This window comes from Citrobacter freundii complex sp. 2025EL-00176 (assembly GCF_053309355.1).
Map to the genome: position 1 here is coordinate 42,811 of NZ_JBRYHT010000004.1, position 22,965 is coordinate 65,775.

Here is a 22,965-nt window from a genome sequence, read left to right on the forward strand (position 1 = left end):
AATATTATTTTTTGATATGTTGAAGAGGCGGATGAAAATCCCACACACAACACATCAGATTGAACAAAAAAGACAGGGTCGGGGAAATGGCAAAGGTATCACTGGAGAAAGATAAGATTAAATTTCTGCTGGTAGAAGGCGTGCACCAAAAAGCACTCGAAAGCCTTCGTGCAGCAGGTTATACCAACATCGAGTTTCACAAAGGCGCTCTGGACACCGAACAACTGAAAGAGTCCATCCGTGATGCCCATTTCATTGGCCTGCGATCCCGTACCCATCTGACTGAAGATGTGATTGATGCCGCAGAGAAACTAGTCGCGATTGGCTGCTTCTGCATCGGCACCAACCAGGTTGATCTGAGCGCTGCGGCAAAGCGCGGCATCCCCGTGTTCAACGCGCCGTTCTCGAATACGCGTTCCGTTGCTGAACTGGTGATTGGCGAACTGCTGCTACTGCTACGCGGCGTACCAGAAGCGAACGCCAAAGCGCACCGTGGCGTGTGGAATAAACTGGCTACCGGCTCTTTTGAAGCGCGCGGCAAAAAACTGGGGATCATCGGCTACGGTCACATTGGTACTCAGTTAGGTATCCTGGCGGAATCGCTGGGGATGCATGTCTATTTCTATGATATTGAAAATAAACTTCCGCTGGGGAACGCCACGCAGGTTCAGCATCTTTCCGATCTGCTCAATATGAGCGACGTGGTGAGTCTGCACGTGCCGGAAAATGCCTCCACCAAAAACCTGATGGGCGCGCGTGAGATTTCGCTGATGAAACCGGGCGCGCTGCTGATTAACGCCGCACGCGGTACGGTGGTTGATATTCCAGCCCTGTGCGACGCGTTAGCGACCAAGCACCTGGCAGGGGCAGCAATTGACGTTTTCCCAACCGAACCGGCAACGAACAGCGATCCGTTCACTTCGCCGCTGTGTGATTTCGACAACGTGATCCTGACGCCGCACATTGGTGGTTCAACGCTGGAAGCACAGGAAAATATCGGTCTGGAAGTGGCGGGGAAACTGATCAAGTATTCCGACAACGGCTCCACGCTGTCTGCGGTTAACTTCCCGGAGGTTTCGCTGCCGCTTCACGGTGGTCGTCGTCTGATGCACATTCACGAAAACCGTCCAGGCGTCCTGACTGCGCTGAACCAGATTTTTGCCGAGCAGGGTGTCAACATTGCCGCGCAGTATCTGCAGACTTCCGCGCAGGTGGGTTATGTGGTTATCGATATTGAAGCGGATGAAGATGTGGCGGAAAAAGCGCTGCTGGCGATGAAAGCCCTTCCGGGAACCATTCGCGCCCGTCTGCTGTACTAATTTGCTCTAAATGGGCAGGCGATGACCTGCCCATCCTTTCTCTGATTTCCCTGCCTCAACATCTCTTCGTGTAACGCATACATGCTGTTTTCGAGCCTTGCCGCAATTGGTGATTAAAGGCAGCGTTGCGTGTTGTACAGCAATAAAAGGAATTTACGATAGAGGCTCAGCATCGCGCTGAAACGGGAAAGCCCCTACCGAAGCAGGGGCTCTAAAAAGGAAAGGGACGATGATGAGATACGTCATCATGCTGCTGATCCTGTTAATCATCGCTACGCCAGCATATTAACAGAGAGTACGCAGGAGGGAGGTTCGCCTCCCTCACCCTTCACCGAGGAATTTAGGTCAAAAAAGCGACGCTGTCAATCGACAAAAAACGGCTACCACTGCCAAATTTTGGATGGCGTCACCACCGCAGGCAGTGGGATATCCCACTCTTCGACAGGCAGCTTTTCCACTAACTGGCAGTCATGCGCGTAGCCCACTGGCTGGATCTTATGCTGCTGCCAGTTTTGCAACGTACGATCATAAAATCCGCCGCCCATGCCCAGGCGCTGCCCATCTTCATCAAACGCGACTAACGGTGTAACCAGTACATCCAGCTTTGCCAACGGCAATACGTCGCGGACATCAAGTCGTGGCTCCTGGATCTTTAAGCGGTTGGTCACCAGCGTACTCTGCGGATGATAGTGCAGGAACAGTAGGTTGCCAGGGCTGAAGGGATGAAGAACCGGAAGGTAGACGCGCTTGCCCGCTCTCCACAGCTGTTCGATCAGCGGTTGGGTGTCGAGTTCGCCATCAAACGAGAGAAACACCGCCACGGTATGGGCGAGAACCACTGGGGGAAAACTGAGCATTCTGGTCGCGGCTTGCTGACCAAATTGTTGTTGCTGATCGCTGGTAAGCGCACGACGACGCTGACGAATCAGTTTGCGTATTTCTTGTCGGGATAAAGGGAGTTCAGAAAGTAGTGTCATGGCTGTTGCCAGGTAGAAGGGAATCTCCGAGATGCCGCCGCAGGCTGTAACCCTTGAACCCTTGGTTCAAGGTGAATGTGTCGTCACAGTTTTAAGGCTTCTCGGACGGGCCGAGCATGCTCACCAACCGTGGAGCGCCACATTCTTGTGGTATGAAATATCGGCTCAGGGGACTGGCCCGCTTGCAAACATCTCAGAGAAATTTTGTCTTCACGGTCACTCTACCACAGTAAACCGAAAAGTGTTATTCAAAGTTTTGGCCCGTTTTTTCGGTTATGCGACCCTGATCAAGCAACGCTTGTTCGATGGTCTGTTGCAGCATCCGAATACGTTGTTCCATGCTCGCCGCGTACTCACGCGTCTTCGCTTTTTCCTGAGTTAATTCATAGCTGATGTTCAACGCGGCGATGAAAACCAACTGCTCAGTATTTGTGACTCTAGTGCGAACTTTCAGATCTTGCAATCGCTGATTGAGATCGTCCGCAGCCTGATTCAACGCATCCCTTTGTTCAGGCGGGCAATTCACTCGCAGTGAACGGCCAAATATTTGGATATCGACGGGTTGTGCAGACATGCCACCTTCCTGCTGATTGACTGCGCTGCCTTCGTCTCCAGACCTTGGGTCCGCGAAGGGGCGACACTATAGCTACCCTGGTATCAAGATACAAGCCCTTTTCTGGTCCACCAGGGTCCAAAGTGGTAGCATATCATGAATATTCCTCCCTTTGATGACGAATGCTTATGTCTATACAGAACGAAATGCCTGGCTACAGCGAAGTTAACCAGTTTTTGAACCAACAAGGGGCTGGATTAACCCCGGCCGAAATGCACGGCTTAATCAGCGGGATGATTTGTGGCGGCAACAACGACAGCTCATGGCAGCCGCTGTTGCATGACCTGACGAACGAAGGCCTGGCCTTTGGTCACGAGCTGGCTCAGGCGCTGCTGAAAATGCACTCTGCTACCAGCGATGCTCTTGAGGACGACGGCTTCCTTTTTCAGCTTTTTCTGCCTGAAGGTGATGACGTCAGCGTGTTCGATCGCGCCGATGCGCTGGCTGGCTGGGTAAACCACTTCCTGCTGGGCCTTGGCGTTACGCAGCCTAAGCTTGACAAAGTGACCGGCGAAACCGGTGAAGCGATTGACGACCTGCGCAATATCGCTCAGTTGGGCTATGACGAAGACGAAGATCAGGAAGAGCTGGAAATGTCGCTCGAAGAGATCATCGAATACGTGCGCGTAGCCGCCTTGCTGTGCCATGACACGTTTACGCGTCAGCAGCCGACAGCGCCGGAAGTCCGCAAACCGACTCTGCACTAAATACAACAACGCCAAGGAGAGTGTTATGGGTGAGATATCTCAGCAAGAATTCCAGCGTCGTCGTCAGGCTTTGCTGGCGCAAATGCAGCCCGGCAGCGCCGCGCTGATTTTTGCCGCGCCGGAAGCGACGCGCAGCGCGGACAGTGAATACCCGTACCGCCAGAACAGTGATTTCTGGTATTTCACCGGCTTTAACGAGCCTGAAGCCGTGCTGGTGCTGATTAAAAGTGATGACACTCATAACCACAGCGTTTTGTTCAACCGGGTTCGCGATTTGACGGCGGAGATTTGGTTTGGCCGCCGTCTGGGCCAGGATGCCGCACCGGCAAAGCTCGGCGTTGACCGGGCGCTGGCCTTCAGTGAAATCAACCAACAGCTGCACTTGCTGCTCAATGGTCTGGACGCGGTGTATCACGCTCAGGGCGAATATGGCTGGGCCGACGAAATTGTCTGCACGGCGTTGGATAAACTGCGCAAAGGCTCCAGACAAAATCTGCACGCGCCTGGCGCGATCATCGACTGGCGTCCAATGGTGCATGAAATGCGCCTGTTCAAATCGCCGGAAGAGATTGCGCTCATGCGCCGTGCCGGGGAGATCACCGCCCTCGCGCATACCCGCGCGATGGAAAAATGTCGCCCGGGGATGTTTGAATACCAACTGGAAGGGGAGATTCACCACGAATTTACCCGCCATGGCGCGCGTTATCCGTCCTATAACACCATTGTCGGTAGCGGTGAAAACGGTTGTATCCTGCATTACACCGAAAATGAAAGTGAAATGCGCGATGGCGATCTGGTGCTGATTGACGCCGGTTGTGAATACAAAGGCTATGCGGGCGACATTACGCGTACCTTCCCGGTTAATGGCAAATTTACCCCCGCGCAGCGTGACATCTACGATATCGTACTGGAATCCTTAGAGACCAGTCTGCGTCTGTATCGCCCCGGAACATCTATTCAGGACGTCACCGGTGAAGTCGTGCGCATTATGATTACCGGTCTGGTGAAGCTTGGCATACTGCACGGCGACGTCGACCAGTTAATTACCGAGAATGCGCACCGCCCATTCTTTATGCATGGTCTTAGCCACTGGCTGGGGCTGGATGTGCACGACGTTGGCGTTTATGGTCAGGATCGTTCGCGTATCCTTGAGCCAGGAATGGTGCTTACCGTCGAGCCGGGGTTATATATCGCGCCGGATGCCGATGTACCGGCTGCTTATCGTGGCATTGGCATTCGTATCGAAGATGACATTCTCATTACCGAAGACGGTAATGAAAACCTGACCGCCAGCGTGGTGAAGAAAGCGGATGATATTGAAGCCTTAATGGCTGCGGCGCGACTGCAATGAGCGTAATTATCGTCGGTGGTGGCATGGTCGGCGCGACGCTGGCGCTGGCCATTTCCCAGCTCAGTCATGGGACGCTGCCAGTTCATCTGATAGAAGCGAGCGAACCTGAAACTGACCGTCATCCGGGGTTTGACGCCCGGGCGATTGCGCTGGCGGCAGGAACCTGCCAACAGCTGGCGCGAATTGGCGTGTGGCAGGCGATTGCCGATTGCGCAACGGCAATCAAAACGGTCCACGTCAGCGATCGCGGCCATGCCGGATTTGTAACGCTGGATGCGCAGGAATATCGTCTCCCGGCGCTGGGTCAGGTGGTGGAACTCCACGATGTTGGACTGCGTCTTTTTGCGCTGCTGCGCAAAGCGCCGGGCGTCACGCTGCATTGTCCCGATCGCGTAGCCAGCGTGTCACGCACGCAGGAACATGTTGAGGTCACGCTGGAAAATGACGAGGTCATTACCGGTCGCGTGGTGGTTGCCGCTGACGGTACGCGTTCCGCGCTGGCTACCGCCTGCGGCGTGGACTGGCTGCAGCAGCCTTATGAGCAACTGGCGGTAATTGCCAACGTCACGACCTCTGTACCGCATGACGGACGCGCGTTTGAACGTTTCACGCAGTATGGCCCGCTGGCAATGCTGCCGATGTCTGATGGTCGCTGCTCGCTGGTGTGGTGCCATCCGCTGGAGCAGCGCGATGAGATCATGACCTGGTCCGACGAACGGTTTTGCCGTGAACTGCAAACCGCGTTTGGCTGGCGGCTGGGGCGTATTACCCAGGCCGGTAAACGCAGCGCTTATCCGCTGTCATTAACCACTGCGCTGAAGGCGATTACCCATCGTACCGCGCTGGTGGGGAACGCCGCCCAGACGCTGCATCCCATTGCCGGACAAGGTTTCAACCTTGGACTGCGCGACGTAATGAGCCTGGCTGAGACGTTGACGCAAGCGCAAAACTGCGCGGAAGATATTGGTGATTACGCGGTGCTGGCGCGCTATCAGCAACGTCGCGAGCGCGATCGCGAAACGACGATTGGTGTGACCAACAATTTAGTGTATTTGTTTGCCAATCGCTGGGCTCCGCTGGTTGTTGGGCGCAATGTCGGTCTGATGGCGATGGAATTATTCACCCCTGCGCGCGATGCGCTGGCGGAGCGGACCCTGGGTTGGGTTGCGCGTTAAATATGGCCTGTAGGTTGGATGGCGGCGTTAACGCCTTATCCGGCCTACGGTTTTGATTGTTCCGGTTTCCAGGAGTAAACAGTGCAAAGTGTTGATGTAGCAATTGTCGGTGGCGGCATGGTGGGACTGGCGGTTGCCTGCGGCTTGCAGGGCAGCGGGTTACGCGTTGCGGTGTTAGAACAACATGTTCCGCAGCCGTTGGCGGCGGATGCAGCTCCTCAGCTTCGCGTGTCGGCCATCAATGCCGCCAGTGAAAAACTGCTTACTCGTCTGGGCGTCTGGTCAGATATCGTTGCCCGTCGCGCGTGCTGCTACCACGGTATGGAAGTCTGGGACAAGGACAGCTTTGGGCGCATTGAATTTGACGACCAGAGTATGGGCTATAGCCATTTGGGCCACATCGTTGAAAACGCTGAGATCCATTACGCGTTGTGGCAAAAGGCGCAACGTTCGCCGGATATTACGCTGCTGGCGCCCGCTGAAATTCAGCAGGTGGCCTGGGGTGAGAACGAGGCATTTCTGACCCTGAAAGAGGGAACCATGCTGACGGCTCGTCTGGTGGTCGGTGCCGATGGCGCTAACTCCTGGCTGCGCAATAAAGCGGATATTCCGCTCACCTTCTGGGATTATCGTCATCATGCGTTGGTGGCGACGATTCGTACGCAGGAAGCCCACGGCGCGGTTGCGCGTCAGGCGTTTCACGGCGAGGGTATCCTGGCGTTTCTGCCGCTCAGTGACCCGCATCTGTGCTCTATCGTCTGGTCGCTTTCTCCGCAGGAAGCCGAACGCATGCAGCAGGCAAGCGTTGACGAGTTTAATCAGGCGCTGAATATCGCCTTTGATAACCGTTTGGGGCTGTGCAGCGTTGAAAGCGAACGGCAGACGTTTCCGCTGACGGGACGCTATGCCCGCCAGTTCGCCGCCCATCGTCTGGCGCTGGTGGGTGATGCGGCGCATACCATCCACCCGCTGGCGGGTCAGGGGGTTAACCTCGGCTTTATGGATGCGGCAGAGCTTATCGATGAGCTTAAGCGCCTACACCGTCAGGGCAAAGATATTGGCCAGTATCTCTATTTGCGTCGCTATGAGCGCAGCCGTAAGCACAGCGCAGCAATGATGCTGGCCGGTATGCAGGGCTTCCGTGAACTGTTTGCTGGCGAGAATCCGGCGAAAAAACTGCTGCGTGATATTGGTCTAAAACTGGCCGATACCCTTCCGGGCGTAAAACCGCAGCTCATCCGTCAGGCGATGGGCCTGAACGATCTTCCCGAGTGGCTACGCTAGCGTCCGTAAGGACAATCCTAAGAGTTTGAGACCCGTCACATTTTCCTCTCCCGGCCCTCGTGCCGGGATGCTCCTCTCATTTGAAATAATCTAATTCCACACCTTTTTTCGCATTAGTTTTTTTTATATCACTTTTTTTTCATAACGCCATTTTTGACATTTTTTCCACATTTAATGTGGTTTGACGCTGATTTTTTCGCCTTATTCGTGCTTATTGTTCTGGTTTTTGGGCGTATTTTTGGGTTTTTATTCTGTCGTCGACCTGGCCATTTTTTGCCATAAGCTAATGTGATGGCTAATTTTGTCTTATGGTTTAGCGTCTGTTTCGGTGGTAAGTTCAGGACAAAGAGAACGTTTGCGTCGTAGCCCCAGGAGCGGCTGCGGTGCTGGGTTTCGTGGCGAAAACTTCACCGCGAAAGAGTTGGTAGCCCCGCTTATTCAACGAGGAAAAGATGGCTCAACAGACTCCTTTGTACGAACAACACACGCTATGTGGCGCGCGCATGGTAGATTTCCATGGCTGGATGATGCCACTGCATTACGGTTCTCAACTCGATGAACACCATGCTGTTCGCACCGATGCCGGTATGTTTGATGTGTCGCATATGACCATCGTCGACCTGCGCGGCAGCCGCACCCGGGAGTTCTTGCGTTATCTGCTGGCAAATGACGTCGCGAAGCTAACGAAGACGGGTAAAGCCCTCTACTCCGGTATGCTTAACGCATCGGGCGGCGTGATAGATGACCTGATTGTTTATTACTTCACTGAAGATTTCTTCCGCCTCGTTGTAAACTCTGCCACCCGCGAAAAAGACCTCTCCTGGATTACCCAACACTCTGAACCTTACGCCATCGACATCACCGTTCGTGACGACCTGTCGCTGATTGCGGTGCAGGGGCCAAACGCGCAGGAAAAAGCAGCAACGTTGTTTACTGACGAACAGCGCCATGCGGTAGAAGGTATGAAGCCGTTCTTCGGCGTTCAGGCGGGTGATTTGTTTATCGCAACCACCGGTTATACCGGCGAAGCAGGCTATGAAATTGCCATGCCGAATGAAAAAGCGGCTGATTTCTGGCGTGCGTTGGTACAGGCAGGCGTTAAACCTTGCGGACTGGGCGCGCGTGACACGCTGCGTCTGGAAGCAGGTATGAATCTGTACGGTCAGGAGATGGACGAAGGGATTTCTCCGCTGGAAGCCAACATGGGCTGGACCATTGCGTGGGAACCTGCTGACCGTGACTTTATTGGTCGTGAAGCGCTGGAAATGCAGCGTGACAAAGGACATGAACAGTTGGTCGGACTGGTGATGACCGAGAAGGGCGTGCTGCGTAATGAACTGCCAGTGCGCTTCACTGACGCTTCCGGTAACCAACATGAAGGCATTATCACCAGCGGAACATTCTCCCCAACCCTGGGTTACAGCATCGCGCTGGCGCGTGTCCCGGCAGGCATCGGTGAGACCGCGATCGTGCAGATCCGTAACCGTGAAATGCCAGTAAAAGTCACTAAACCTGTTTTTGTGCGTAACGGCAAAGCCGTCGCGTGATTCATCCTTTTTGGAGATTGATTGATGAGCAACGTACCTGCAGAACTGAAATACAGCAAAGAACACGAATGGCTGCGCAAAGAAGCTGACGGCTCCTACACCGTTGGTATCACTGAACATGCTCAGGAGCTGTTGGGTGACATGGTTTTCGTAGACCTGCCAGAAGTTGGTGCCACCGTTAGCGCGGGCGATGACTGCGCCGTTGCGGAGTCCGTTAAAGCGGCATCCGATATCTATGCGCCCGTTGGCGGTGAGATCGTCGCGGTTAACGACGCGCTCAGCGACTCCCCGGAACTGGTCAACAGCGAGCCGTATGCGGGTGGCTGGATCTTTAAAATCAAAGCCAGCGATGAAAGCGAAATTGAATCGCTGCTGGATGCCACTGCGTACGAAGCATTGTTAGAAGACGAATAAATACGCTTCATTCTTCACGTTGCAGGTGTGTTGGCTTCCTCGCTCACCCCAGTCACTTACTTATGTAAGCTCCTGGGGATGTGCCGCGTCGCCGCCGTCCTGCAACGCGAATTATTTTGCGTATTCAGGTAAGTAGAGACACCTACGATTCACTGCACGTTTCAGGAACCATCGCCCATGACACAGACGTTAAGCCAGCTTGAAAACAGCGGCGCTTTCATTGAACGCCACATCGGACCGGACGCCGCGCAGCAGCAAGAGATGCTGAATGCGGTTGGCGCCGAGTCGTTAAACGCGCTGATCGGCCAGATTGTGCCGAAAGACATTCAGCTCGCAACCCCGCCGCAGGTAGGCGAGGCGGCGACAGAATACGCTGCGCTGGCTGAATTAAAAGCCATCGCCGGGCGTAACAAGCGCTTCACGTCCTACATTGGCATGGGCTACACCGCCGTGCAGTTGCCGCCGGTTATCCTGCGTAACATGCTGGAAAATCCGGGTTGGTACACCGCGTATACGCCGTATCAGCCGGAAGTCTCTCAGGGCCGTCTGGAAGCGCTGCTGAACTTCCAACAGGTCACGCTGGATCTGACGGGTCTGGACATGGCCTCTGCTTCGCTGCTGGATGAAGCTACCGCAGCGGCTGAAGCCATGGCGATGGCCAAACGCGTCAGCAAACTGAAAAATGCCAACCGTTTCTTTGTGGCGGCTGATGTTCATCCGCAAACGCTGGACGTCGTGCGTACTCGCGCCGAAACCTTTGGTTTTGACGTCATTGTGGATGACGCGGCGAAAGCACTGGATCACCAGGATGTGTTCGGCGTGCTGTTGCAGCAGGTTGGTACCACTGGTGAAGTACACGACTACAGCCAACTGATTGCTGAGCTGAAATCCCGTAAAGTTGTGGTCAGCGTCGCTGCCGACTTTATGGCGCTGGTTCTGCTGACGGCTCCAGGCAAACAGGGCGCGGATATCGTTTTCGGCTCTGCACAACGCTTCGGTGTACCGATGGGTTACGGTGGCCCGCACGCGGCATTCTTTGCCGCCAAAGATGAATTCAAACGTTCCATGCCAGGCCGTATTATCGGCGTATCAAAAGATGCTGCGGGCAATACCGCACTGCGCATGGCGATGCAGACTCGCGAGCAGCATATCCGTCGTGAGAAAGCGAACTCCAACATTTGTACCTCACAGGTATTGCTGGCTAACATTGCCAGCCTGTATGCCGTTTATCATGGTCCGGTCGGCCTGAAGCGCATCGCTAATCGTATCCACCGCCTGACCGATATTCTGGCGGCAGGTCTGCAACAGAAAGGTTTAAAGCTGCGTCATGCGCACTACTTCGACACGCTGTGTGTTGAAGTGGCTGATAAAGCTGCGGTACTGGCGCGTGCGGAAGCGGCAGAGATCAACCTGCGCAGCGATATTCATAACGCGGTAGGTATTACTCTCGACGAAACCACCACCCGTGAAAACGTGGTGCAGTTGTTCAATGTTCTGCTGGGCGACAGCCACGGCCTGAACATCGACACGCTGGATAAAGACGTGGCGCTCGACAGCCGTTCTATTCAGAGCAGCATGCTGCGTGACGACGCGATCCTCAGCCACCCGGTGTTTAACCGCTACCACAGCGAAACCGAGATGATGCGCTACATGCACTCTCTGGAGCGTAAAGATCTGGCGCTGAATCAGGCGATGATCCCGCTGGGTTCCTGCACCATGAAGCTGAACGCCGCCGCCGAGATGATCCCTATCACCTGGCCGGAATTCGCTGAGCTGCATCCGTTCTGCCCGCCAGAGCAGGCGGAAGGTTATCACCAGATGATCGGTCAGCTTTCCGAGTGGCTGGTAAAACTGACCGGCTATGACGCAGTCTGCATGCAGCCGAACTCCGGCGCACAGGGCGAATATGCTGGCCTGCTGGCGATTCGTCATTACCACGAAAGCCGTAACGAAGGCCATCGCGATATCTGCCTGATCCCGGCCTCTGCTCACGGTACTAACCCGGCTTCCGCACAAATGGCGGGGATGCAGGTGGTGGTAGTCGCCTGTGATAAGAACGGCAACATCGACCTGGACGATCTGCGGGCAAAAGCAGAACAACATGCTGCGAACCTTTCTTGCATCATGGTGACCTATCCGTCCACCCACGGCGTATATGAAGAAACGATCCGCGAAGTATGTGAAGTTGTGCATCAGTTCGGCGGCCAGGTATACCTCGACGGCGCGAACATGAACGCCCAGGTTGGGATCACCACGCCGGGCTTTATCGGTGCTGATGTATCACACCTCAACCTGCATAAAACCTTCTGCATTCCACACGGCGGCGGCGGCCCAGGCATGGGACCGATTGGCGTTAAATCGCATCTGGCACCGTTTGTGCCGGGCCACAGCGTAGTTCAGATTGAAGGGATGCTGACCCGCCAGGGCGCGGTGTCTGCCGCACCGTTTGGTAGCGCATCCATTCTGCCAATCAGCTGGATGTACATCCGTATGATGGGCGCGGAAGGTCTGAAGCAGGCAAGCCAGGTCGCGATTCTTAACGCTAACTACATTGCCAGCCGTCTGAAAGATGCCTATCCGGTACTGTATACCGGTCGCGATGGTCGTGTGGCGCATGAATGTATTCTCGATATTCGCCCACTGAAAGAAGAGACCGGCATCAGCGAACTGGATATTGCCAAACGTCTGATCGACTATGGTTTCCATGCGCCAACCATGTCGTTCCCGGTAGCGGGTACGCTGATGGTGGAACCGACCGAGTCTGAAAGCAAAGTGGAACTGGATCGCTTTATCAACGCGATGCTGGCAATCCGCGCTGAGATCGATCGCGTGCAAGCCGGTGAATGGTCGCTGGAAGATAACCCGTTGGTAAACTCGCCGCACACCCAGAATGAGCTGGTGAGCGAGTGGAACCACGGTTATAGCCGCGAAGTGGCTGTTTTCCCGGCGGGCGTGGCGAACAAATACTGGCCGACCGTGAAGCGTCTTGATGACGTTTACGGTGACCGTAACCTGTTCTGCTCCTGCGTGCCAATGAGCGAATATCAGTAACTTTGCCGCGTAGTTAAGTCATTTCCAGGCCGGGTAAGGCGAAGCCGCCTCCCGGCTTTTTCATATCTGGAGGTATCCATGGGAATCGCACTTGTTACTGGCGGCAGCCGCGGCATTGGGCGAGCAACCGCGCTGCAACTGGCCCGAGAGGGTTACACGGTCGCCGTGAATTTTCATCACAATATTCGTGCGGCAACCGAGGTGGTGAACAATATCGTTGCTTCAGGCGGTAAAGCATTTGCTCTGCGTGCGGATATCAGTGATGAAAGTCAGGTGCTGGCGATGTTTGAATCGATCGACCGTGAAGGGGAACCGCTGACTGCGCTGGTGAATAATGCAGGGATTTTGTTTGAACAGAGCACGGTGGAAAGCTTAACTGCTGAGCGAATTAACCGCGTACTGGCGACCAATGTTACCGGCTATTTTCTGTGCTGTCGGGAAGCGGTAAAGCGCATGTCGTTTAAGCACGGCGGTCAGGGTGGGGCGATTGTGAATGTCTCTTCGGCGGCATCACGGCTCGGTGCGCCATTCGAATATGTCGATTACGCCGCTTCAAAAGGTGCGGTGGACACGCTCACCACCGGTCTGGCGCTGGAGGTGGCGGCGCAGGGGATCCGCGTAAACTGCGTACGTCCTGGCCTGATCTACACTGAGATGCATGCGTCAGGAGGGGAGCCGGGAAGGGTTGATCGCGTGAAATCCATGTTGCCTATGCAGCGTGGCGGGCAGCCGGAAGAAGTCGCGCAGGCGATTTGCTGGCTACTGAGCGAGAAAGCATCTTACGTAACGGGCAGTTTTCTTGAACTGGCGGGCGGGAAGTAGGGATTTAATTGCCGGACAGCGCTGCGTTTATTCAGCCTACGGGAAGATACCTGTAGGCTGGATAAGGCGTTTACGCTGCCATCCGGCTAAAAATCACAGATTCTCGCCGTTGCTGGCGATTACCGCTTTATACCACTCAAAACTCTTCTTACGTGAACGTGACATATCGCCCGTGCCGTCATCGTGCTTATTCACGTAGATGAAGCCGTAGCGCTTGCTGTACTGCCCGGTGGTAAACGAGACGCAGTCGATACAGCCCCACGGCGTGTATCCCATCAGGTCTACGCCATCATAGGTTACCGCCTTCATCATCTCTTCGATATGGGCGCGCAGATAATCGATGCGGTAGTCATCGTTGATGCTGCCATCTTCTTCCACTTTATCGTAGGCGCCAAAACCGTTTTCAACGATAAACAGCGGTTTCTGATAACGCTCGTACAGCTCACATAAGGCATAGCGTAGACCGACCGGATCTATCTGCCATCCCCAGTCGGAGGCTTTGACGTGCGGGTTCGGTACGCTGCCCTCAAAACCGGAAATGGCATCACCGCTACCACCTTCCGCTTTCACCGCGTTGGTCATGTAGTAGCTGAATCCGAGATAGTCGCAGGTCCCTTCACGCAGGATTTGCTCGTCGCCGTCTTCCATCCTGATGTTAAATTCGCGACGTTCCCACTCATTCAGCACATAGCTTGGGTAGTAGCCGCGTAGCTGGACGTCAGTGAAGACATAGCGCTCACGCATTGACTCCTGGGCGAACATGACATCTTCGGGCTTACAGGAGAACGGATAGAGCGGCACCATTGCCAGCATGCAGCCCACTTTCATTTCAGGATTGATGCGGCGTGCGGCTTTCACTGCGAGCGCGCTGGCCACGAACTGGTGATGCAGCACCAGGTACATGGTCTCTTCTGGGTTTTCATGCTCGGTATACACCACGCCGGAGCAGCAATAGCCAAACAGCGGTGCGCGCCAGTTTCGTTGGTTATTGATCTCGTTGAAGGTCATCCAGTATTTGACTTTGTGTTTGTAACGCTCAAAAACGACTTCGGCAAATCGAACAAAGAAATCAACAACTTTGCGATTGGTCCAACTCCCATACTGTTGAACCAAATGTAGCGGCATTTCGAAGTGGGAAAGGGTGATCACCGGTTCGATGTTGTATTTCAGTAATTCATCGAACATGTCGTCGTAGAACTTTAGCCCTTCTTCGTTCGGCTGGGTTTCGTCCCCATTGGGAAAGATACGGGTCCATGCGATGGAGGTACGGAAACATTTGAAGCCCATTTCGGCAAACAGCTTAATGTCTTCTTTGTAATGACCGTAAAAATCGACGGCGTCATGGTTGGGGTAGTATTTACCGGGTACGACTTCCTGAGTGATTTCTCGAGGAACGCCGTGTGCCCCGCCAGTCAGTACGTCGCAAATGCTGGGGCCTTTGCCACCTTTGTTCCAACCGCCTTCGACCTGATGCGCCGCAACCGCGCCGCCCCATAAAAAATCTTTTGCTAAGGTAAGTTTTTTCATCTGCGCTCAGTCTCAAATTAATACAATCTGATTTTGAGTCTAACAAAGCAAATCTAAATGTCACGATATAACAAAATAGCGTTAATGTGATTTGTTACATCAAAAAAACAGATCGTTTTTTTACGCTATTCTTTTCGCCAGCTTGCGACCAAGTGATTCCAGAATATAAATAACGGGGATTTGCGTGGTAATATCGTATACTCCGGCAATGCGCGTTTGTGGAACGTGCCAGGAGAGATTAAAGTCGGCCATTTTCGCCAGACGAGAGTGTTCATGGCTGGTTACAGAGAGCACTTTACAGTTGTGCAGGCTGAATTGACTGGCAAAGCGCAGGATCTCTTCTGTTTCACCGGAGACGGAAAGCACGATTGCCAGCGCGTTTCTGGCCATGTCATTGGTTACCGGAAAATAAGGGTCGTCAATATGATTACTGAATTTCCCGACGTTTGAGAAAAAACGCGCGCCGTATTTCGCAAGCGCACCTGATGTTCCTGCTCCGACGAATATAATACGTTCCGAAGATAATATAATATCAACAGCCTGATCGAGCAGATTATCGAACTCGTCGTTATTGACGCTTTTAAAAAAGCTGATAATTTCGCTGGCGCCGAAATTAGCCTGTTGCGGTTCATTCTGCTCTAAATATAATTTAAAACGCAGGCGAAATTCTGAGTAACCCTCACACTTAAGCTTGCGGCAAAAACGCAGTACGGTAGTAGTGGAAACGCCCACGGCCTCGGCGAGTTCGCGAATGGTCATGTACATGACTTTGTCACGATTTTTGATGACATAGTTGTAGATCAGCATCTCAAGATTGTTGAGACTGGCGATGGCAGCGTGGGAGAACATACTCACAATGGCAAAACTCACTCATCAGACTTCATCTACAGGGAATAATAACATGCAGCCAAATGACATCACTTTTTTTCAGCGTTTCCAGGATGACATTCTGGCGGGACGCAAAACCATCACCATTCGTGACGAGTCCGAATCACACTTCAAAACCGGTGACATTCTACGGGTTGGACGCTTTGAAGATGAGGGATACTTCTGCACGATTGAAGTTGTTGGCACGTCAACCGTCACGCTGGATACGCTGACCGAAAAACATGCCCAACAGGAAAACATGTCGCTTGAAGAACTGAAACACGTGATCGCCGAGATTTACCCGGATCAAACGCAGTTTTATGTTATTGATTTTAAATGCATTTGATTTAATGCGTACGCTTGTTAGCTGAAAAGGTAAAATTAATTATATGATTTTTATGGATTATTTATTTTCAGATAAATAATACAGCTAACATGTGTTCACTGGAACCATTCTCAGTTACGCTAGAGGAGCAATCACGAAAGTGTTCGTTTCTCGGGAGTAAGCTATGGTTCAGAAACCATTAATCGCGCAGGGATATTCGCTGGCAGAGGAAATAGCCAACAGCATCAGTCACGGTATCGGGCTGGTGTTTGGGATTGTCGGGCTGGTGTTGTTGCTGGTCCAGGCAGTGGATACCAACGCCAGCGCTATGGCGATTACCAGTTATAGCCTGTACGGCGGCAGCATGATCCTGCTGTTCCTCGCCTCAACTTTGTATCATGCAATCCCCCATCAGAGAGCGAAGGTCTGGCTGAAAAAATTCGACCACTGCGCGATCTATCTGCTGATTGCCGGGACCTACACGCCATTTCTGCTGGTGGGGCTTGATTCACCGCTGGCACGTGGACTGATGATTGTTATCTGGAGCCTGGCGCTGCTCGGTATTTTATTCAAACTGACTATTGCGCACCGCTTTAAGGTTCTGTCGCTGGTGACCTACCTGACAATGGGCTGGCTATCGCTGATTGTGGTGTATCAACTGGCGGTTAAGCTGGCGGCGGGAGGCGTGACGTTGCTGGCCGTTGGTGGTGTGGTGTATTCGCTGGGCGTTATTTTCTACGTCTGTAAGCGCATTCCATATAATCACGCGATCTGGCACGGCTTTGTACTGGGCGGCAGCGTTTGCCACTTCCTGGCGATTTATTTGTATGTTGGACAGGCGTAACCCTTGATTCCGGATGGCGGCTAACGCCTTATCCGGCCTACAAAATGTGCCTGTAGGCCGGATAAGCGTAGCGCCATCCGGCGTTAAGCTTTTACTCTTCCAGCGAATACGGCAGCGGTACGATATGCAGCGTTTTTGCGTCATCGCGAACGCGGAACACGCTGTCGGCTTCCATGTCATTATTCATCACGACCTGCACCAGTATCTGGCCATCAGCGAGCTGTACTGCGGCAAGTACGGTACCGGTACGACGCCAGTTCTCACCCATTTTCAGTTCCAGGTCTTCGCCTGCATCCGGCACCCGGCTGGCCGTACCTGCCAGAGTCCACATGGCGCGTTTGTTGGCGCCGCGGAATTTGGCGCGCGCCACCATTTCCTGACCGGTATAGCAGCCTTTTTTGAAGCTGATCCCGCCCAGCGCCTGAATATTGGTCGCCTGGGGAATAAACTGTCCGCTGTTGGCAGTATCAATGACCGGAATACCCGCTTCGATATCCAGCGCCAGCCACTGTTGACTGTTATTTAACTCCGCTTCACCGCGCAGTTTCTCAACCAGGCTTTCCGCCGTTGCAACATCAACAATCAGCAGGAAACGCTCGGCAGGGTGTTCGAACCACAGTATTGTGGAAGCCCCTTCGGTAATGACCTGTTTATCGCTGTTCGGTAATTCGCTAAAGAGATTGGCCAGCGCCGCTCGCGCCTGGAATCCCGCTACGCCCAACAGAACTCGCTCGTCGTCCGGCGCAATCACCACCTTTGAGAAGACCGCATATTTCTTCAGTTCTGTAAGCTGCGCATCGCGCAAGCTGCGGCGTTCAAGCCATGCAAAACCGTCACTGTTACGGAACAGGCGCAGATTGCTCCACATTTTACCTTTGGCATCACAATGGGCTGCCAGCACGTGCTGATGCTCGGTCATCTGGCTGACATCAGCCGTGACCTGACCCTGAATATATTTCTCACTGTCGACACCGGTAATGGTGGCGAGCGCCCAGTCATCGAGCGTCATTAGCGTCAGAGGTAAACGCGTTGACGCAAAAGGCTGGCGGGGAGGAAAAGATGTAAAAGCCATAATAATGTCCTGATTTGCTTAACGCCGTGATAATGACTAATGGTAAAAGAGCTATGGCCCATTGCAAGCGGTTTAAACAGGCTATTTGTGCCATATAGTAAGCTTTGCGAGGAGACATCCAAAAATGATGAATCCTTTGACTTAATGCGGTTTTATTTAGCGAACGCGCTTCCGTTAACTGATATTCCCGCAAAAGCGCGTGAAAAACACGTTACAATAGCCGGATACTTCGTTTTCGCGAGACAGGAAGAAGAACATGGATATTAATAACAAAGCACGTATTCATTGGGCATGCCGCCGCGGTATGCGTGAGCTGGACATCTCTATCATGCCGTTTTTCGAACATGAATATGACAGCTTAAGTGACGAAGAAAAACGTATCTTTATCCGTCTGCTAGAATGTGACGATCCAGATTTATTTAACTGGTTGATGAATCATGGGAAACCAGCTGATGCTCAGTTGGAGCAGATGGTGCGACTTATCCAGACACGGAATCGGGAACGTGGTCCAGTGGCAATCTGATTTACGCGTTTCGTGGCGCGCGCAGTGGCTTTCGTTGCTCGTTCATGGGCTGGTCGCGGTATTTATTTTATTGATGCCCTGGCCTTTGAGCTACACCCCATTATGGATGGTTCTGCTCTCTCTGGTGGTGTTCGATAGCGTACGCAGCCAACGTAGAATTAACGCCTGTCAGGGCGAGATTAGGCTGTTGATGGACGGTCGTCTGCGCTGGCAAGGGCAAGAGTGGTCTATCGTTAGCGCGCCCTGGATGGTCAAAACGGGCATGATGCTGCGTTTGCGTTCAGATACCGGGAAACGCCAGCATTTGTGGCTGGCGGCAGACAGTATGGATGAGGCTGAGTGGCGAGATTTACGGCGGTTAATGCTGCAGCAGGGATAATGCCAACGAATGCCTGATGGCGTGCAGCGGTAAGGCCTTCGGTTTGATGCGCCAGGTAGGCCGGATAAGGCGTTCACGCCGCCATCCGGCAACTCGATTATCAGGACCAGTGTTCGGCCATTTCCCCAAGAATTTGCTCGCACCAGTTCTGGATGCGTTCATCGCTGAGATCGTACTGGTTCGTTTCATCCAGCGCCAAACCAACAAACAGCTGTCCATCAGCAATGACGGGTTTATCGCTGGTAAATTCATAGCCTTCAGTTGGCCAGTAACCGACAAACTTGACGCCTTTGGTGACCAGTTTATCGTGCAGCATACCCAGCGCATCCAGGAACCATTCGCCATATCCTAACTGATCGCCCATCCCGTAAAGCGCGACAATTTTGCCTTCCAGGTTGAGGTCGTCCAGTTGCTCCCAGACCGCTTCCCAATCCTCCTGAATTTCACCGAAATCCCAGGTCGGGATGCCCAAAATGAGCACATCATACTGCTCCATTAAGGTCGGGGAATCGTCTTTGAGGTTGTGCAGTGTCACCAGTTCGGGACCCAGGATATCGCGGATTTTTTCTGCTGCCATTTCGGTGTAGCAGGTACTGGAACCGTAAAAAAGACCCATGTTCATGACGTAAACATCTCAATTCTGCTGTAGCGTTGCGGGTAGTGTAACAGAATCGCCGCAATCCCGGCACAATGAGGCATAATGCATCAAAAATGAGAGTGGAATAAGGGGCGCGAGTGGAACAGGATCTGGCGCGCATCGAGCAGTTTCTTGATGCCCTGTGGCTGGAACGAAATCTGGCGGAAAACACATTAAGTGCGTATCGTCGCGATCTGACCATGCTTGTCGAATGGTTACATCACCGTGGCGTCTCGCTGGCGACGGCGCAGAGCGATGATCTGCAGGCATTGCTGGCCGAGCGGATGGATGGGGGATATAAAGCCACCAGTTCCGCTCGCTTGCTCAGTGCCACACGGCGCTTTTTTCAGCATCTGTACCGCGAAAAATTTCGTGAAGACGATCCCAGCGCCTCGCTTGCATCACCGAAGCTTCCGCAGCGTCTGCCCAAAGATCTCAGTGAAGCGCAGGTTGAGCGACTGTTGCAGGCGCCGCTGATTGAGCAACCGCTGGAGCTCCGCGACAAAGCGATGCTGGAAGTATTGTATGCAACAGGTCTGCGCGTATCTGAGCTGGTGGGACTGACGATGAGTGACGTCAGCCTACGTCAGGGCGTGGTTCGGGTGATCGGTAAAGGTAACAAAGAACGCCTGGTGCCGTTGGGTGAAGAGGCGGTGTACTGGCTGGAAACGTATCTGGAACATGGGCGTCCATGGTTGCTCAACGGTGTATCGATTGATGTGCTGTTTCCCAGCCAGCGGGCGCAACAGATGACCCGTCAGACCTTCTGGCATCGTATTAAACACTATGCTGTGTTGGCGGGAATCGACAGCGAAAAGCTGTCACCGCACGTCCTGCGGCATGCTTTTGCCACGCATTTGCTCAATCATGGCGCTGACCTGCGCGTGGTGCAGATGCTACTGGGGCATAGCGACCTCTCGACAACACAGATTTATACTCATGTCGCAACGGAGCGCTTGCGTCAACTTCATCAACAGCATCACCCGCGAGCGTGAGTGCTGACAGGATAGGATAGGTTATGAAAAAACGTTTTATGATGTTCACCCTGCTGGCAACGGCGTTTTCCGGCATGGTACATGCAGACGATGCGGCGATTCGCCAGTCATTGGCGAAGCTGGGCGTCCAGAGCACCGAGATTCAATCTGCTCCTGTGGCGGGCATGAAAACCGTACTGACTAATAGCGGCGTGCTGTACGTGACCGAAGACGGTAAACACATTATTCAGGGACCGATGTACGACGTGAGTGGCGCAAGCCCGGTGAATGTCACCAACCAGCTGCTGATGAAGCATTTGAACGCGCTGGAAAACGAGATGATCGTCTACAAAGCGCCGCAGGAAAAACACGTCATTACCGTTTTCACCGACATCACCTGTGGTTACTGCCACAAGCTGCATGAAGAGATGAAAGACTATAATGCGTTGGGGATCACCGTTCGTTATCTGGCCTTCCCGCGTCAGGGTCTGGAAAGCCAGGCCGAGCAGGACATGAAGTCTATCTGGTGCGCGAAGGATAAAAACAAAGCCTTTGATGACGCGATGGCGGGCAAGGACGTGAAACCAGCGACCTGTGATGTGGACATCGCTAACCACTACGCGCTGGGCGTGCAGTTTGGCGTTAGCGGCACGCCGGCGATTGTGCTGAGCAACGGCTATGTCGTGCCTGGCTATCAGGGCCCGAAAGAGATGAAAGAGTTCCTCGACGCACATGCAAAACAAACCAGCGGTAAATAATTCGCGTGAAACAAAAGATACAACTTCGTCGGCGTGAAGCCGACGAGACAACCGAGCTGCCTGCCGACCTGCCGCCATTGCTGCGTCGTTTATACGCCAGCCGCGGCGTGAGAACGGCTAACGATCTGGAGCGAAGCCTGAAAGGGATGTTGCACTGGCAGACGCTGACGGGTGTGGAAAAAGCGGTTGAGATGCTGCATGACGCGTTTGAGAAAAACCTACGCATCATGGTGGTCGGCGATTTTGATGCAGATGGCGCGACCAGCACTGCATTAAGTGTTCTTTCGCTGCGGGCGATGGGCTGTAATACCGTGGAATATCTGGTTCCCAACCGTTTTGAGGACGGCTACGGCTTAAGCCCTGAAGTGGTCGATCAGGCCCATGCACGCGGCGCACAAATGATCATGACGGTGGATAATGGGATCTCCTCCCACGCCGGGGTCGATCATGCGCATGCGCTGGGTATCCGCGTTCTGGTTACCGATCACCATCTGCCGGGGGAAATACTGCCCAATGCCGACGCCATTGTGAACCCAAACCTTGCGGACTGTCCTTTCCCGTCAAAATCGCTGGCGGGAGTGGGCGTGGCGTTCTACCTGATGCTGGTGCTGTGTAATCACCTGAAGAGTAAGGGCTGGTTTGACGCGCGTGGTATCGCGGTACCGAAGATTGTGGAATATCTCGATCTGGTCGCGCTGGGGACCGTGGCGGACGTTGTTCCGCTGGATGCTAACAACCGTATCCTGACCTGGCAGGGCTTGTCCCGTATTCGTGCGGGCGTCTGCCGTCCGGGTATCAAGGCGCTTCTGGAAATCGCCAACCGCGAACCGGCTAAGCTGGTGGCCAGCGATTTAGGTTTTGCGCTCGGGCCACGGCTGAATGCCGCTGGCCGTCTGGATGATATGTCCGTCGGCGTGGCGCTGTTGCTGTGCGACAACATTGGTGAGGCACGCGTGCTGGCTAATGAACTGGACGCGCTCAATCAGACTCGCAAAGAAATTGAGCAGGGGATGCAGGCGGAAGCGCTGACCCTGTGTGAAAAGTTGGAGCGCAGTAGCGAAACGCTACCGGGCGGCCTGGCGATGTACCATCCTGAGTGGCATCAGGGGGTAGTCGGGATTCTGGCATCACGCATTAAAGAGCGTTTTCATCGTCCGGTGATTGCGTTTGCTCCTGCCGGCGACGGTACGCTCAAAGGCTCCGGCCGCTCGATTCAGGGGCTGCACATGCGCGATGCGCTGGAGCGCCTGGATACCCTTTATCCCGGCATGATCCTCAAGTTTGGCGGTCACGCTATGGCGGCGGGCTTGTCGCTGGAAGAGGCTCAGTTTGAGCGTTTCCAGCAGTGCTTTGGCGAGCTGGTAACCGAGTGGCTGGATCCCGCCTTGCTGCAGGGTGAAGTGGTGTCAGATGGTCCGCTAAGCGCCGCGGAGATGACCATGGAGGTTGCGCAAATGCTGCGCGATGCTGGGCCGTGGGGGCAAATGTTCCCGGAACCGCTGTTTGATGGGCATTTCCGTCTGCTTCAGCAGCGTTTGGTGGGTGAGCGTCATCTGAAGGTGATGGTGGAGCCGGTTGGCGGCGGACCTCTGCTGGACGGAATTGCCTTCAACGTTGATACCAGTTGCTGGCCGGACAACGGCGTGCGCGATGTTCAGTTGGCCTACAAACTGGATATTAATGAGTTTCGCGGCAACCGCAGTTTGCAGCTAATAATCGATAATATCTGGCCACTTTAGCGTCACTAATCGCTATAAAAAAGGGCGTGGATTAGTTACAATCCCGCTCTTATAACCGCA

The 22,965-nt window shown here is 53.8% G+C and carries 22 protein-coding genes and 1 other RNA gene; 16 read left to right on the forward strand and 7 right to left on the reverse strand.

Annotated features, from left to right (window positions below; all coding sequences use genetic code 11):
• Window positions 1-86 precede the first annotated feature (86 nt).
• Window positions 87-1,319: a phosphoglycerate dehydrogenase gene (serA, locus tag ACVXHP_RS10870; protein WP_200008982.1), complete on the forward strand. Its 1,233-nt coding sequence runs from the start codon at window positions 87-89 to the stop codon at window positions 1,317-1,319.
• A 380-nt stretch (window positions 1,320-1,699) separates the two neighbouring features.
• Here the strand turns inward: serA and ACVXHP_RS10875 are convergent, their stop codons facing one another.
• From ACVXHP_RS10875 to zapA, 3 genes are all read right to left on the reverse strand, one after another.
• Window positions 1,700-2,296 carry a 5-formyltetrahydrofolate cyclo-ligase gene (locus ACVXHP_RS10875; RefSeq protein ID WP_200008981.1) on the reverse strand — a complete coding sequence of 199 codons (597 nt, stop codon included), beginning with the start codon at window positions 2,294-2,296 and terminating at the stop codon, window positions 1,700-1,702.
• Window positions 2,297-2,315: 19 nt separating this feature from the next.
• A non-coding RNA gene (gene ssrS, locus ACVXHP_RS10880) (6S RNA) lies at window positions 2,316-2,499 on the reverse strand.
• 41 nt (window positions 2,500-2,540) lie between these two features.
• Window positions 2,541-2,870, reverse strand: a complete 330-nt coding sequence (gene zapA / locus ACVXHP_RS10885) for a cell division protein ZapA (protein ID WP_003026980.1) — start codon at window positions 2,868-2,870, stop codon at window positions 2,541-2,543.
• 167 nt (window positions 2,871-3,037) lie between these two features.
• Between zapA and ACVXHP_RS10890 the strand changes: the two genes are divergently transcribed.
• From ACVXHP_RS10890 to ACVXHP_RS10925, 8 genes are all read left to right on the forward strand, one after another.
• Window positions 3,038-3,616: a YecA/YgfB family protein gene (locus ACVXHP_RS10890; protein WP_447571440.1), complete on the forward strand. Its 579-nt coding sequence runs from the start codon at window positions 3,038-3,040 to the stop codon at window positions 3,614-3,616.
• A gap of 25 nt (window positions 3,617-3,641) precedes the next feature.
• Entirely contained in the window at window positions 3,642-4,967 is a 1,326-nt protein-coding gene (pepP, locus tag ACVXHP_RS10895; RefSeq protein ID WP_447571441.1) for a Xaa-Pro aminopeptidase, read from the forward strand.
• The gene (gene ubiH, locus ACVXHP_RS10900) at window positions 4,964-6,142 is read left to right on the forward strand and encodes a 2-octaprenyl-6-methoxyphenyl hydroxylase (RefSeq protein ID WP_447571442.1); all 1,179 of its coding nucleotides are present in this window, start codon (window positions 4,964-4,966) and stop codon (window positions 6,140-6,142) included. The genes pepP and ubiH overlap by 4 nt, the downstream gene beginning before the upstream one ends.
• An 81-nt stretch (window positions 6,143-6,223) precedes the next feature.
• A complete protein-coding gene (gene ubiI / locus ACVXHP_RS10905) occupies window positions 6,224-7,426 on the forward strand; it encodes an FAD-dependent 2-octaprenylphenol hydroxylase (protein WP_447571443.1) in 1,203 nt (400 codons plus the stop codon).
• Window positions 7,427-7,878: 452 nt separating this feature from the next.
• Window positions 7,879-8,973, forward strand: coding sequence for a glycine cleavage system aminomethyltransferase GcvT (gene gcvT / locus ACVXHP_RS10910; RefSeq protein WP_447571444.1), 1,095 nt, complete (start codon window positions 7,879-7,881; stop codon window positions 8,971-8,973).
• A 24-nt stretch (window positions 8,974-8,997) separates the two neighbouring features.
• The gene (gene gcvH, locus ACVXHP_RS10915) at window positions 8,998-9,387 is read left to right on the forward strand and encodes a glycine cleavage system protein GcvH (protein WP_003026965.1); all 390 of its coding nucleotides are present in this window, start codon (window positions 8,998-9,000) and stop codon (window positions 9,385-9,387) included.
• Window positions 9,388-9,564: 177 nt separating this feature from the next.
• Complete coding sequence (gene gcvP / locus ACVXHP_RS10920) at window positions 9,565-12,438, forward strand: aminomethyl-transferring glycine dehydrogenase (protein ID WP_200008977.1); 2,874 nt, start codon at window positions 9,565-9,567, stop codon at window positions 12,436-12,438.
• A 78-nt stretch (window positions 12,439-12,516) separates the two neighbouring features.
• Complete coding sequence (locus tag ACVXHP_RS10925; protein ID WP_447571445.1) at window positions 12,517-13,260, forward strand: SDR family oxidoreductase; 744 nt, start codon at window positions 12,517-12,519, stop codon at window positions 13,258-13,260.
• 93 nt (window positions 13,261-13,353) lie between these two features.
• Here the strand turns inward: ACVXHP_RS10925 and bglA are convergent, their stop codons facing one another.
• Window positions 13,354-14,787, reverse strand: a complete 1,434-nt coding sequence (bglA, locus tag ACVXHP_RS10930) for a 6-phospho-beta-glucosidase BglA (protein ID WP_447571446.1) — start codon at window positions 14,785-14,787, stop codon at window positions 13,354-13,356.
• 120 nt (window positions 14,788-14,907) lie between these two features.
• Window positions 14,908-15,636, reverse strand: a complete 729-nt coding sequence (locus ACVXHP_RS10935) for a MurR/RpiR family transcriptional regulator (protein ID WP_447571521.1) — start codon at window positions 15,634-15,636, stop codon at window positions 14,908-14,910.
• 52 nt (window positions 15,637-15,688) lie between these two features.
• Between ACVXHP_RS10935 and yqfB the strand changes: the two genes are divergently transcribed.
• Window positions 15,689-16,000, forward strand: a complete 312-nt coding sequence (gene yqfB / locus ACVXHP_RS10940; protein ID WP_042310876.1) for a N(4)-acetylcytidine aminohydrolase — start codon at window positions 15,689-15,691, stop codon at window positions 15,998-16,000.
• A 163-nt stretch (window positions 16,001-16,163) separates the two neighbouring features.
• Window positions 16,164-16,823, forward strand: coding sequence for a PAQR family membrane homeostasis protein TrhA (gene trhA, locus ACVXHP_RS10945; RefSeq protein WP_038633489.1), 660 nt, complete (start codon window positions 16,164-16,166; stop codon window positions 16,821-16,823).
• Window positions 16,824-16,914: 91 nt separating this feature from the next.
• On the opposite strand, the gene ygfZ is transcribed toward trhA, so the two are convergent.
• Entirely contained in the window at window positions 16,915-17,895 is a 981-nt protein-coding gene (gene ygfZ, locus ACVXHP_RS10950; RefSeq protein ID WP_447571447.1) for a tRNA-modifying protein YgfZ, read from the reverse strand.
• A 256-nt stretch (window positions 17,896-18,151) separates the two neighbouring features.
• Here ygfZ and sdhE point away from each other — a divergent pair, with 256 nt between their 5' ends.
• Both sdhE and ACVXHP_RS10960 read left to right on the forward strand, forming a co-directional pair.
• Window positions 18,152-18,418: an FAD assembly factor SdhE gene (gene sdhE, locus ACVXHP_RS10955; RefSeq protein ID WP_016154349.1), complete on the forward strand. Its 267-nt coding sequence runs from the start codon at window positions 18,152-18,154 to the stop codon at window positions 18,416-18,418.
• Window positions 18,399-18,797 (forward strand): protein YgfX, encoded by a 399-nt coding sequence (locus tag ACVXHP_RS10960; RefSeq protein WP_200008972.1) that lies wholly within the window; start codon window positions 18,399-18,401, stop codon window positions 18,795-18,797. Before sdhE ends, ACVXHP_RS10960 begins: the two co-directional genes overlap by 20 nt.
• 100 nt (window positions 18,798-18,897) lie before the next feature.
• Here ACVXHP_RS10960 and fldB read toward each other — a convergent pair whose 3' ends face one another.
• Complete coding sequence (gene fldB, locus ACVXHP_RS10965) at window positions 18,898-19,419, reverse strand: flavodoxin FldB (RefSeq protein ID WP_038633478.1); 522 nt, start codon at window positions 19,417-19,419, stop codon at window positions 18,898-18,900.
• Window positions 19,420-19,532: 113 nt separating this feature from the next.
• Between fldB and xerD the strand changes: the two genes are divergently transcribed.
• Genes xerD through recJ form a run of 3 tightly spaced genes read left to right on the forward strand, consistent with a single transcriptional unit; the run spans window position 19,533 to window position 22,905 of the window.
• Complete coding sequence (gene xerD / locus ACVXHP_RS10970; protein WP_038633475.1) at window positions 19,533-20,429, forward strand: site-specific tyrosine recombinase XerD; 897 nt, start codon at window positions 19,533-19,535, stop codon at window positions 20,427-20,429.
• A 23-nt stretch (window positions 20,430-20,452) separates the two neighbouring features.
• Window positions 20,453-21,166 (forward strand): bifunctional protein-disulfide isomerase/oxidoreductase DsbC, encoded by a 714-nt coding sequence (dsbC, locus tag ACVXHP_RS10975; protein ID WP_316129875.1) that lies wholly within the window; start codon window positions 20,453-20,455, stop codon window positions 21,164-21,166.
• A gap of 5 nt (window positions 21,167-21,171) precedes the next feature.
• Window positions 21,172-22,905 (forward strand): single-stranded-DNA-specific exonuclease RecJ, encoded by a 1,734-nt coding sequence (gene recJ / locus ACVXHP_RS10980; protein ID WP_200008971.1) that lies wholly within the window; start codon window positions 21,172-21,174, stop codon window positions 22,903-22,905.
• Window positions 22,906-22,965 lie beyond the last annotated feature (60 nt).